The sequence below is a fragment of the Chryseobacterium potabilaquae genome (assembly GCF_902728265.1).
Lineage (GTDB): Bacteria > Bacteroidota > Bacteroidia > Flavobacteriales > Weeksellaceae > Chryseobacterium > Chryseobacterium potabilaquae.
The window spans coordinates 22,343-34,386 of the sequence record NZ_CACVBR010000014.1; the positions used below are offsets into that span (position 1 = coordinate 22,343).

A 12,044-nucleotide genomic window follows, 5' to 3' on the forward strand; every position below is an offset into this window, starting at 1 on the left:
TAAACAGACGTTTACAAATATGTTAAATTTTCTTTAACTTTACTCAAAGTACATTTCATGAGGAAAAGATTTACTGAAAAACAAATTCATATTTTAGATATTGCAGAAGAATTAATAGCGAAAAAAGGTTATGAAGGAACATCAGTAAGAGATATATGTTCGAAAGCCAATATCAATGTTGCTATGATTTCCTATTATTTTGGTTCTAAAGAGAAGATGATGACCTATCTCTATCAGTATAGGGTGCTGAAAACTAGGGAAAAATTTTCTGAGTTTGCGGATACTATTAATGATGGAAAGCCAGAAATGCAAATGAAAGAAATGATCAAATATATTGTTTCACAACTATTCAAATATAACTATTTTCATGGTTTTGTTACCCAAGAGCTTAGGCATACGGAGAATTTAAAAGACGAACTTTTGGACTTTTATCAACTATTTGTAAAAAAATTAGATGAGGTAATTAAAAAAGGAGTTGCTTCGGGAGTTTTTACCTTTACTCCTAAGCCGGAAGATATTCTTACGACTATTATAGGATCAACATTATTTGTGATTCGAAACAGAAATTTCTACGAGCTCTATGTCCCGAGTAAAAATGAAGAAACATATACTAAAGAAGCTGAAAAAAAAATAAGAATGAATCTCTTACTCAGCGTTTTTGCAATTTTGGGATACGCTGCAGACTAAAATTACGTTAAATAATCATAAAAAAAAATCTATTGATAAAAAAGTTATATTTTTGCAAATTAATAGGTCGGTCATAGAACCCGAAAATTGTTGAATTTTTTATGAAAAAATATATTTTAGGTCTTTTTGCCGTTGCTGTACTTTCATCTTGTGCGAGCCAACAGGAAAAAGCAATGAAAAGTGCTGATAAAAACTATATTTTAAAAATAGCGAATGAAAATTTTGCTAAAAAGAAATGGAAAAATGCCTTAGCACTTTATGATAGGCTAGCTAATCTTGTGGCTGGAACGGACGATTTTCCCAATGTGGGTTTTAATACTGCATATGCGAACTATTATGATAAAAGCTACAAATTAGCAGGACATCAGTTTAAGAACTTTGCTGTTAATTTTTCTAAGGATCCTAGAGCTGAGGAGGCGGCTTATATGTCTGCGTTATGTTATTATGAAGGATCAATGGATTATAATTTAGATCAAACAAGTACCACACTTGCAATCAATGAAATGCAGGATTTTTTAAACAATTATCCGAACTCCGAAAGGGCTAAGAATATTAGCCAGTTGATTGATGAACTGTCTTATAAGTTAGAATTTAAGGCATATGAAAATGCTAGACAATATTTCAAAATGGCAGAATATAAAGCTGCTAATGTGGCTTTGGAAAATGTTTTAGAAGATTTTCCGAGTACTAAGTTACGTCCAAAAATCTACGATTATATTATGAAGTCGAGATATGAATTGGCAACAAAATCAATATATGATCTTAAGGATGAACGAATTGAAAATGCGTTGTCATTTACTCGACAGGTTGAAAAAGAACTTCCGGATACTGAATATTCTAAAACGGCTTTGGATCTGAGAGAAAAACTTGAAAAGGAAAAACAGAATTTTGTGGTTGTTAAAAAACAAACAGAAGCGAAAATGGCGGCTCTTACTGAAAAGCAGAAGAAAATAGCTAATAAACTCGCAGAACAGAATAAAACTCAGCAACAAGTAAAGGATCAGGTAGACGCTGAAAAGAAAGCAATGAAGATACAGAGGGATAGTGCGGCACTTATGACCCCTCCGCCTGCGGCGACTTTCAAAATTCAAAGATAATTCGTAAATTTGTAGTCTTAAAATAAAATAATTTTCTCAAAATGAGTGTAAAAGATACAAAAGCAGAAGTAAATACAATTACTTACGATAAAGATAAGATTGAAGAAAAAGTAGGTTCAATCTATGAAGCTATTGTTATCATGGGAAAGAGAGCAGAACAAATTAATGCTGAAATTCGCACTGAATTGCACAATAAGCTGGATGAATTTGCTGTTCACAATTCTACATTAGAAGAAGTTTTTGAAAATAGAGAGCAAATTGAAATCTCAAAACATTATGAAAAACTTCCAAAACCAACTTCCATAGCTGTTGAAGAATGGTTAAATGATGACATCTATTTTAGAAAAACCGAAGAAAGAAAATAGTCATTATTGTTTTTTATACATGAAGGTCATGAAAGGATAAACTTCTTTTATGACCTTTTTTGTTTTATGCTGAGTTTATAATAAAAAATACTTAATTTAGTGTTTCAAAAATTAAAATTACATGAGTATTTCCAGAAAAAAAATACTTATCGCTATTTCTGGAGGGATTGCGGCATATAAAATTCATTTTCTAATACGAGAGTTTATCAAGAAGGGAGCCGAAGTACAAGTTATTATGACGCCTGGCGCTGAAAACTTCGTTACTGCATTAAGCATTTCAACATTATCAAAAAAGCCTGTTTATTCAGATTTTTATGGACCTAATGGTACATGGAATAGCCATGTAGAGCTTGCTTTATGGGCAGATGTGATGATTATGGCCCCTTGTACAGCAAATACATTATCTAAAATGATTCATGGAGGATGTGATAATTTGGTGATTGCAACTTATATGTCTGCAAAATGTCCTGTATTTATTGCTCCTGCGATGGATTTGGATATGTACAGACATCCTTCTACAAAACAAAATCTAGAATCTGCAGAAAAGTTTGGACATATTATCATTCCAGCTGAAGATGGAGAATTGGCAAGTGGGTTAATAGGGCAAGGAAGAATGGCGGAGCCGGAAACGATTTGTAAAAAGATTGAAGCCTTTTTTGAGACATCCTCCAAAAGTCTTGAAGGTAAAACAGTTTTAATTACTGCTGGTCCTACTTATGAAGCAATAGATCCCGTAAGATTTATAGGAAATCATTCTTCCGGGAAAATGGGATATTCTTTAGCTGAGGAGGCTTCAAAACGGGGAGCTCGAGTTATTCTAATTTCCGGACCTAGCTCTCAAAAAATAGAAGATAAAAATATAGACTTACATAAAGTTACCTCGGCAAAAGAAATGTTAGAAAAAGTTTTTGAATTCTATCATTTAGTAGATATCGGAATTGCTAGTGCTGCTGTAGCCGATTATGCTCCTAAAGAGGTTGCCCAAGAAAAAATTAAAAAAAATGATAGTACCCTTACAATTGAGCTGATTAAAAATCCGGATATACTTAAAACGATGGGAGAAAAAAAGTCTCATCAACTTTTGGTAGGATTTGCTTTGGAAACTCATAATGAGGATGAAAACGCTAAAGCAAAGCTTGAAAAGAAGAATTTGGATATGATTGTTTTAAATTCTCTTCGGGATCACGGAGCCGGTTTTAAAAATGATACTAATAAAATCAAGATATTCACTAAAACAACGGAAAAAGAATTTGATCTTAAATCTAAAGATGAGGTAGCAAAAGATATACTTAATTTTATAGAGGAGCAGTTTTTAAAATAATTTTAATAAATTTCCGTTCTCAATTTTTAATTAATAATGAAAAAAATTATAAGTCTGTTTTTTCTGATCTTCTTGTTTAATAATTATTTTTCTCAAGAGCTATTGGCTACAGTACAAGTGAATTCTCAGCAATTAGGAGGAAGTAATCAACAAGCTTATAAGGCGTTGGAAAAAAGCCTTAGAGATTTTATTAATAATACCAGTTGGACTGGAAAGAAGCTTCAGAATTTTGAGAAGATTAAATCAAACTTCGCTATTGTGATCTCTGAAAGAGATGGAAATCGATTTAAAGGGACAATTGTAATCCAAGCCGTTAGGCCTGTATATAGCTCATCTTATGAGTCTCCGTTGATTAATCTTCAAGATAATAGATTTGGATTTGAATATATTGAAAATGAGAATCTTGTTTTTAATGAAAGACAATTTTCAGGTAAAAATTTAATTGATGTAATAAGCTTTTACATTTATTTGATTTTGGGATATGATGCGGATAGCTTTCAATCCACGGGAGGAACGCAATGGTTTCAGAAGGCTCAACAAATTGCTCAAAATGGAGAATCTCAGAATACCTATGAAGGTTGGAAGCAGGTTAATGAACCAAGAAATCGGTCTCAGCTCATTAGGGAAATTTTAAACCCTAATATGAGCCAACTTCGCTCCACAATTTATAGCTACCATAGAGCCGGGTTGGATAATCTTTTTAATCAGGATCAAACTCTTGCAAAAAAAGCTATTTTTGATGCCCTTATGAAGTTGAAAATGTATGAAAATTCATTTCAGCAGAATTATTTCTTTGATGTTTTCATGAGTAGTAAAAGTGATGAGATCTTTAATATTTTTAATTCCGGAAATAACGGAGGAATTGTAATAGGTGATTTAAAACAATTGATGTTAACTCTATCACCTAAAAATCAAGCAAAGTGGGAACAATGGAAATAAGAAAATCAGGTTTTTCTTTTGTAGTCTAAAGTTCTATATTTGCAGTATATAAAGAAATCTGCCATAATCGATGCTTTCAAGAATTTATATTAAAAATTTTGCCTTAATTGATACTCTTGAAGTATCATTACACAATGGTTTGCAGGTCATAACAGGAGAGACAGGTGCTGGGAAATCCATTATTTTAGGAGCTCTTCGGTTGATCCTAGGTGAGAGGGCAGATCTTAAATCTATTGCCAATCAGGAGGAAAAAAGCATTGTAGAAACCGAATTTGCCTTACATAACCAGTTTAAAAAATTTTTTATAGAAAATGATTTAGACTATGAGCATCAAACTATTATTCGGAGAGAGATTTTACCTTCAGGTAAGTCTAGGGCATTTATCAATGATGTTCCCGTAACATTAGATGTATTGAAAGAGCTTTCTTCTCAATTAATAGATATTCATTCTCAGTTTGAAACCTCTAATCTTTTTACTTCCGAATATCAATTTAAAATTATTGATGGTTTTTCTGACAATAAAAAAATAATAGAAGAATATCAAAATGAATTTTCAGATTTTCAAAGTTTGAAAGCACAATTGAAAAAGTTGCAAACGCAGCTTGCGGAAAACAATAAGGAAAGTGATTATAAATCATTTTTATTGAATGAATTAGAGGAATTAAAGCTTGATGACTTAGACTATCAGGATTTGCTAAATCAACTTTCCGTTCAAGAGAATGCTGAGATGATCTCAGAAAATCTAGTTCAAGTATTATCAAGGTTTCATCAGGAAGAAATTGGAATTCTTTCTTTTTTTAATGATGCTAAAAACAGATTGTCAAAAGTTTCAGAAGCTTCTCATGCTTTTGTAGAGTTGGATGAAAGATTAGAAACATCTTTTGTAGAGTTGAAAGATATTATTTCAGAACTTGAACATGAAGCAGAAAGGATTGAAGTTAATCCTGAACGTTTGACTCTTCTTTCTGAACTTAATAATAAAATTAACACCTTACTAAACAAGCACAATGTATCTGATATCAATGAATTAAAAGAAATAAGAGATACATTATCTAGAGAGCAAAAAGGAACATCGGAATTAGAGACACATCTTATTGAAGTGGAGGAGAACATTTCTAAAAAAGAGGGTAAACTTCACCATATAGCAGAAAAATTAGCGAAAAATCGCAAAAAAAGTATTCCGGTTTTTATCGCAAAAATTGAAAGTCTGCTGAAAAAACTAGGCCTTGAAAAAGCTAAAGTGGATATTGAATTGCAAGATATACCAGATTTTAATCAATTTGGGAAAGAAAGTATTCAGCTTTTATTTCAGGCCAATTCAGGATTTCCATTAAAGCCTATCCAAACAGCAATTTCAGGAGGAGAAAGATCGAGGGTAATGCTGGCTGTAAAGAAGATTATTGCAGAAAGTGATCAGCTTCCCACCTTAATTCTTGATGAAATAGATACAGGAGTTTCAGGAAAAGTTGCAGAAGAAATTGGTAATCTTATGCGTGAAATGTCAGAAGATATGCAGCTTATTGTTATTTCTCATTTAGCTCAAGTGGCAGCCAAAGGAAGTAATAATTATAAAGTAGTAAAACAGGATGTTTCAGGAAAAACACAATCTACAATCATTTCTTTGTCCACAGAAGAAAAATTAAATGAAATCGCTCAATTGCTTTCCGGAAGTAAAATTACCGAAGCTGCTTTAGCACAAGCAAGAGAACTTATAGGATAATTTGTAACATATTTTGTTTTATTATTACTAATTTGTATATAATAAGTAAAATATGTTTATAAAATTCTTGAGGTTAGAATTCAAAAGTTTTTTTCGAGGCTCTTCCGTGGGCATAAATCTTACCATGAAGATTTTTCGTTTTTTGGGAATTCTTTATTTTATGGGGTGCTTGATAGGGGGTGCATTCATTGCTTTTTTCTATATAAAGGAAGAAATGAATCAGGATCCCATAAAGATTGTTTCGAAGTTTCTGATTGCAGCTTGGGCAGTTGATCTGATTTGTAAATATATATGGCAGGAAATGCCCACCCAAAATATAAAACCTTTTCTCACCCTGAATATTCCGAAAAAGACATTAGTTAATTATATGCTAATTAAAACATTTGTCTCTGCATTAAGCTGGCTCAATTCTTTCTTTTTTATTACTTTTTGTGGAATTGCTTTATTTAAAGGGTATGATTTTCTAGGAGTCTTTGCATGGTTGGTATCTATTTCTTTATTGTTTTATCTCAATAACTTTCTTAATATATTATTCAATAGTAATGAGGTAATTGTAACAATTATAGGAAGTATATTCTTATTAGGAGCTGGTTTATCATATTATAATATTGTCCCTATACTTTCTTATTCGGAAAGATTCTTTTATAATTTTTATGAAAGACCTTATTTTATTGTATTATCCATAATTTTATTTTTTGGATTATGGAAAATATGTTTCCAATATGTTCACAAAGAATTTTACTTAGATCAAGGGCTAGAATTAAAAAAACAGGTTGGGAAAACTGAAAATATAGCTTTTCTCAACAAATATGGATCCATTGGAACTTTTATTAATAATGATATCAAAATGTTAAAACGTAATAAAGTTACGAAGGGCATTCTGTTCGGAAGTTTTATGTTTCTTTTTTATGGTCTTCTCATGTTTACTTCTCCTATCTATAAAACACCTTATATGATGATGTTTATGGGTCTTTTTGTAACGGGGGGATTTCAGTTTTTATTTGGACAGAGAGTTCCTGCCTTTGATAGTTCTTACTATCCTCTGATGATGACTCTGAATGTTCCCTACAAAGAATATTTAAAGGCTAAATGGTGGTTGATGAATATTGTAACTTTCATTTCAATCTTTATTGCTTTGTTTTATGCTTATTTTGGTTGGGAGGTTTATTTTACATTTTTTGCTGCTGGCATATATAATATTGGGGTGAATTCACAATTTACTCTCTGGTCGGGAGCATTCAATAAAACTCAGATAGATCTCAATTCCAAAGAAAAGAGAATTGGTCAGAAAAATAGTTTTAGCTTAAAAGCTTTACTTCTATTAATTCCTAAAATGCTTCTCCCTATGGCGGTTTTTGGCATTTCGAAACATTTTTTTGGAATGACTGCAGGGGTGGTTAGTATTGCCGTATTGGGATTGTTCGGGTTTATCATACGAGAAAAGATCTTCGATATTATTGTGAAACATTATAAAGTTGAAAAATACAGTACAATAGATGCATTCAAAAATAAAGACTAATTATGATTACTATAAATAAATTATCTAAAACATACGGAGTAGCCACAGTATTACAGATTGAAAATCTTGAAATTTCTAAAGGAGAAACTTTTGGATTAGTTGGAAATAATGGGGCAGGAAAAACGACACTTTTTAGTTTGATGTTGGATCTTATTCAAGCTACTACAGGTTTTGTGAGTATTGATGGAATAAAAGTAAATGAATCTGAGGCTTGGAAAAGTAAAGTGTCAGCATTTGTAGATGATACATTTTTAATTGGATATCTTACCCCGGAAGAATATTTTTATTTTATTGGAGAGCTTCGGGGGCAAAATAAAGCTTCGGTAGATGAATTTCTTATACAATTTCATGACCTTTTTAATGGGGAAATTTTAAATTCAGGAAAATACGTCCGGGATCTTTCAAAAGGAAATCAGAAAAAAGTAGGAATTGTAGGAGCCATTTTAGGAAGTCCGGAAATTATTATTCTAGATGAACCTTTTGCCAATCTTGATCCCTCTACACAGATTAAACTAAAGAATTTAATTAAAGAACTTTCAAAACAGGATGGGGTAACCTTCCTTATTTCAAGTCATGACCTTTCCCATACGACAGAAGTGTGTAACAGAATAGTGGTGGTAAATAAAGGACAACTAGTAAAGGATATTCAAACCAATCCCGAAACTCTTAGAGATTTGGAACAATACTTTGCAGATCAGGTTTCAATGCCGATATCTATTTCAGAAGATCATTAAATAATTTGTCAGAAAATGGCAAGATTTTATTTTTGGCATAAGAATTGAATAATTATATATAACATTTCATATTAACACAAAAGCTCCCGGAGAATTTTTTCCGGGAGTTTTTGTTTATTATTAGTAACTACTTCATACTGCCAACCATATCTTCGGGCTTTACCCATTCATTAAACTGTTCAGCCGTTAAAAAGCCTAGATTGATAGCTTCTTCTTTTAAGGTAGTTCCGTTTTTATGTGCTGTCTTTGCAATTTTAGCTGCATTTTCATAACCTATATGAGTGTTGAGAGCGGTGACCAACATTAAGGATTTATCCACTAGTTCTTTAATTCTTTCACGGTTAGGCTCAATTCCTATTGCACAATGATAATTGAAAGAAATACAAGCATCAGCAAGAAGTTGAGCAGATTGAAGGAAATTATACGCCATAACAGGTTTGAAAACATTTAATTCATAATTTCCTTGAGTTCCGGCAAAAGAAATAGTGGTATCGTTTCCTAATATCTGGGCGCATACCATAGTCATTGCTTCATTTTGAGTTGGATTTACTTTTCCCGGCATAATGGAAGATCCTGGCTCATTTTCGGGAATAGATATTTCTCCAATTCCTGAACGAGGTCCGGAAGCCAGGAGTCTAATATCCTGAGCAATTTTGAATAAAGATACTGCTAATTGTTTCAGGGCTCCATGTGATTCCACAATAGCGTCATGAGCAGCTAAAGCTTCAAACTTATTCTCAGCTGTTGTGAAGGGTAAATGGGTAAATTTTGCAATATATTCTGCGACTTTTACGTCATAACCTTTAGGGGTATTTAAACCTGTCCCGACAGCTGTACCTCCTAAAGCTAATTCCGAAAGATGGGGTAGTGTATTTTTTAATGCTCTTATGCCAAATTCCAATTGGGCTACATATCCGGAAAATTCTTGACCTAAAGTTAATGGAGTAGCGTCCATTAAATGGGTTCTTCCTATTTTGACAATACTTTTAAATGCTGAAGATTTTTCTGCTAATGTATTTTTTAATTTCTCTACAGCTGGAATGGTTTTTTCAACAACTTTTTTATAAGCAGCAATATGCATTGCGGTGGGATAAGTATCATTTGAGGATTGCGATTTATTGACATCATCATTAGGGTGAATTTCTGATTTTTCGCCTAATTTTCCTCCACTATTGGTATGAGCCTTATTTGAAATAACTTCATTAATATTCATATTAGACTGAGTGCCGGAGCCTGTTTGCCAGATCACTAATGGAAATTGATCGTTTAATTTTCCTTCTAAAATTTCATCACAGACCTGGGCAATCATATCTCTTTTTTTGGTAGAAAGAACTCCTAAATCAGTATTGGTATAGGCAGCAGCCTTTTTTAAATATGCAAATGCTTCTATAATTTCATGAGGCATTGATCCCTCTGGACCAATTTTGAAATTGTTTCTAGAACGTTCTGTTTGTGCTCCCCAAAATTTATCTGAAGGTACCTGTACCTCTCCCATTGTGTCTTTTTCTATTCTATAATTCATTGTGATTGAAATTTTTATAAATTTAGCGATAAACTGATGATTCCGCAATTTATAATCATTATAAATATCAATAAAGAATACTGATTTTACTCATGTTTTTTTTTGATCACTTATTTTTGCACAAACTAAAGTAGTATGGAATTTAGATATCAGGATCCGTATCCGATTCAAAAAGATGATACGGTGTATAAAAAGCTTACATCGGACTATGTAAAGATGGAAAAACTGGGAGATAGAGAAATTTTAACGATTGACCCTAAAGGACTGGAGATATTGGCTGAGGAAGCAATGGCAGATGTTTCTTTTATGTTGCGCTCTTCTCACCTAGAAAGCCTGAGAAGAATTATTGATGATCCTGAAGCAACTGATAATGATAGGTTTGTTGCATATAATTTATTACAAAATGCTGCTGTTGCTGTAGAGGGAGCTTTACCTTCTTGCCAAGATACGGGGACGGCAATTGTGATGGGTAAAAAAGGCGAAAATGTATATACTGGAGTGGATGATGGAGAGTATTTGAGCCAAGGTATTTTTAATACATATCAAAAAAGAAATTTGAGATATTCTCAGGTAGTTCCCTTAACTATGTTTGATGAGAAAAATTCGGGTTCAAACCTTCCCGCGCAAATTGATATTTATGCTAAAAAAGGAGATTACTATGAATTTTTATTTCTAACCAAAGGAGGGGGATCGGCAAATAAGACATTTTTGTATCAAAAAACAAAATCCTTACTTAACGAAAAGTCACTTGAAGAATTTATTAAAGAAAAAATATCAGACCTTGGGACTGCTGCTTGCCCTCCATACCATTTGGCTTTAGTAATTGGTGGAACTTCCGCGGAAGCGAATCTAGCAGCAGTGAAAAAAGCTTCAGCAAAATATTACGATAATCTTCCGACTGAAGGAAATGAATCGGGGCAGGCTTTTAGAGATTTGGAATGGGAAGCAAAAGTACAGAAGATTTGTCAGGAAAGTGCGATAGGAGCCCAGTTTGGAGGGAAATACTTAACCCATGACGTGAGAGTAATCAGACTTCCTCGTCATGCCGCTTCCTGTCCTGTAGGAATGGGTGTTTCTTGTTCCGCAGATAGAAACATTAAAGGAAAAATTACAAAAGATGGGATTTTCTTGGAACAATTGGAAGAAAACCCTAAGAGATTTTTACCAGATACACCTCCTCATTTAGAAGAAGCAGTGGAAATTGATTTAAACAAGCCTATGCCTGATATTTTGGCTGAGCTTTCCAAATATCCTATCAAAACAAGATTAAAATTAAATGGAACTTTAATTGTAGCTAGAGATATTGCTCACGCAAAAATTAAAGAAATTATTGATAGTGGAAAACCAATGCCGGAATATTTTAAAAATCATCCTATTTATTATGCCGGACCAGCTAAAACTCCTGAAGGAATGGCCTCAGGAAGTTTCGGACCTACAACTGCGGGAAGAATGGATGTATATGTTGGTGATTTTCAGAGTCATGGAGGTAGTATGGTGATGCTGGCAAAAGGGAATAGAAGTAAAGATGTTATGAATGCATGCAAAAAGTACGGAGGATTTTATTTAGGATCGATAGGTGGACCCGCTGCAATTTTGGCAAAGGATAATATTGTATCAGTAGATGTAGTTGATTTTCCGGAATTAGGTATGGAAGCTGTCAGAAAAATTGAAGTGAAAGACTTTCCGGCATTCATTATTACAGATGACAAAGGAAATGACTTCTTTGCTGATCTTGCCCATTAAATTTAGTATAGAATTAAAATAAATAAGAAAATAGGATACATAACTTTTGTGTAAAAAAATAAAAAGTCCTATTTTTGCCTAAAATCTTTAAGAAATGATAATGATTTTATCAGCATTTTGGCCATTTTACCAGTTCCTTTGGACAATCTTTTTCTTTACAATGTTCCTTGTAGGGTTTTGGTGTATTTTTATGTTCTTTGGACTTGTAATTCCATTATGGTTAACTGAAGGTCTGAAAGAATATTTCGGAAAAGTAAAACCTTTTGATCCAGAGGATATCAGAAGAAAAAAAATGTATGAACAAGAAGGTGTAGAAGTTATTTTTAATGAACCTAAAGGTAACGGTCCTTTTATTCATGATCACGGACATCATCATTAATTGATTGTCATTGCTTTT

The 12,044-nt window shown here is 32.8% G+C and carries 11 protein-coding genes; 10 read left to right on the plus strand and 1 reads right to left on the minus strand.

Annotated features, from left to right (window positions below):
* Window positions 1-57: 57 nt before the first annotated feature.
* The 8 genes from CHRY9293_RS09300 (at window position 58) to CHRY9293_RS09335 (ending at window position 8,382) form a co-directional block, all read left to right on the plus strand.
* Window positions 58-687 (plus strand): TetR/AcrR family transcriptional regulator, encoded by a 630-nt coding sequence (locus tag CHRY9293_RS09300; protein ID WP_122635350.1) that lies wholly within the window; start codon window positions 58-60, stop codon window positions 685-687.
* A 101-nt stretch (window positions 688-788) separates the two neighbouring features.
* Window positions 789-1,784 carry an outer membrane protein assembly factor BamD gene (locus tag CHRY9293_RS09305; protein WP_162032726.1) on the plus strand — a complete coding sequence of 332 codons (996 nt, stop codon included), beginning with the start codon at window positions 789-791 and terminating at the stop codon, window positions 1,782-1,784.
* Between the two features lie 41 nt (window positions 1,785-1,825).
* Window positions 1,826-2,149 carry a DNA-directed RNA polymerase subunit omega gene (locus tag CHRY9293_RS09310; RefSeq protein ID WP_122545454.1) on the plus strand — a complete coding sequence of 108 codons (324 nt, stop codon included), beginning with the start codon at window positions 1,826-1,828 and terminating at the stop codon, window positions 2,147-2,149.
* A gap of 121 nt (window positions 2,150-2,270) precedes the next feature.
* On the plus strand, window positions 2,271-3,470 hold the full coding sequence (gene coaBC / locus CHRY9293_RS09315) for a bifunctional phosphopantothenoylcysteine decarboxylase/phosphopantothenate--cysteine ligase CoaBC (protein ID WP_162032727.1): 1,200 nt from the start codon (window positions 2,271-2,273) through the stop codon (window positions 3,468-3,470).
* A gap of 36 nt (window positions 3,471-3,506) precedes the next feature.
* Window positions 3,507-4,409, plus strand: a complete 903-nt coding sequence (gene porD / locus CHRY9293_RS09320) for a type IX secretion system protein PorD (protein WP_162032728.1) — start codon at window positions 3,507-3,509, stop codon at window positions 4,407-4,409.
* Window positions 4,410-4,479: 70 nt separating this feature from the next.
* Entirely contained in the window at window positions 4,480-6,129 is a 1,650-nt protein-coding gene (locus CHRY9293_RS09325; protein ID WP_162032729.1) for a DNA repair protein RecN, read from the plus strand.
* Between the two features lie 52 nt (window positions 6,130-6,181).
* Entirely contained in the window at window positions 6,182-7,648 is a 1,467-nt protein-coding gene (locus tag CHRY9293_RS09330) for a DUF5687 family protein (RefSeq protein ID WP_162032730.1), read from the plus strand.
* Between the two features lie 2 nt (window positions 7,649-7,650).
* Complete coding sequence (locus CHRY9293_RS09335) at window positions 7,651-8,382, plus strand: ABC transporter ATP-binding protein (RefSeq protein ID WP_162032731.1); 732 nt, start codon at window positions 7,651-7,653, stop codon at window positions 8,380-8,382.
* 127 nt (window positions 8,383-8,509) lie between these two features.
* On the opposite strand, the gene fumC is transcribed toward CHRY9293_RS09335, so the two are convergent.
* Window positions 8,510-9,904 (minus strand): class II fumarate hydratase, encoded by a 1,395-nt coding sequence (gene fumC, locus CHRY9293_RS09340; RefSeq protein WP_162032732.1) that lies wholly within the window; start codon window positions 9,902-9,904, stop codon window positions 8,510-8,512.
* Between the two features lie 135 nt (window positions 9,905-10,039).
* On the opposite strand from fumC, the gene CHRY9293_RS09345 reads away from it, so the two are divergent.
* Entirely contained in the window at window positions 10,040-11,647 is a 1,608-nt protein-coding gene (locus tag CHRY9293_RS09345) for a fumarate hydratase (protein ID WP_162032733.1), read from the plus strand.
* A 100-nt stretch (window positions 11,648-11,747) separates the two neighbouring features.
* Window positions 11,748-12,026 (plus strand): hypothetical protein, encoded by a 279-nt coding sequence (locus tag CHRY9293_RS09350; RefSeq protein ID WP_122545446.1) that lies wholly within the window; start codon window positions 11,748-11,750, stop codon window positions 12,024-12,026.
* Window positions 12,027-12,044: the final 18 nt, after the last annotated feature.

What these genes read in the sequence shown, in the direction of transcription:
- fumC (WP_162032732.1), bottom strand. Translation starts at nt 9,904, where the DNA reads ATGAATTATAGAATAGAAAAAGACACAATGGGAGAGGTACAGGTACCT.
- CHRY9293_RS09350 (WP_122545446.1), top strand. Translation starts at nt 11,748, where the DNA reads ATGATTTTATCAGCATTTTGGCCATTTTACCAGTTCCTTTGGACAATC.
- porD (WP_162032728.1), top strand. Translation starts at nt 3,507, where the DNA reads ATGAAAAAAATTATAAGTCTGTTTTTTCTGATCTTCTTGTTTAATAAT.
- CHRY9293_RS09335 (WP_162032731.1), top strand. Translation starts at nt 7,651, where the DNA reads ATGATTACTATAAATAAATTATCTAAAACATACGGAGTAGCCACAGTA.
- CHRY9293_RS09300 (WP_122635350.1), top strand. Translation starts at nt 58, where the DNA reads ATGAGGAAAAGATTTACTGAAAAACAAATTCATATTTTAGATATTGCA.
- coaBC (WP_162032727.1), top strand. Translation starts at nt 2,271, where the DNA reads ATGAGTATTTCCAGAAAAAAAATACTTATCGCTATTTCTGGAGGGATT.
- CHRY9293_RS09330 (WP_162032730.1), top strand. Translation starts at nt 6,182, where the DNA reads ATGTTTATAAAATTCTTGAGGTTAGAATTCAAAAGTTTTTTTCGAGGC.
- CHRY9293_RS09305 (WP_162032726.1), top strand. Translation starts at nt 789, where the DNA reads ATGAAAAAATATATTTTAGGTCTTTTTGCCGTTGCTGTACTTTCATCT.
- CHRY9293_RS09310 (WP_122545454.1), top strand. Translation starts at nt 1,826, where the DNA reads ATGAGTGTAAAAGATACAAAAGCAGAAGTAAATACAATTACTTACGAT.
- CHRY9293_RS09325 (WP_162032729.1), top strand. Translation starts at nt 4,480, where the DNA reads ATGCTTTCAAGAATTTATATTAAAAATTTTGCCTTAATTGATACTCTT.
- CHRY9293_RS09345 (WP_162032733.1), top strand. Translation starts at nt 10,040, where the DNA reads ATGGAATTTAGATATCAGGATCCGTATCCGATTCAAAAAGATGATACG.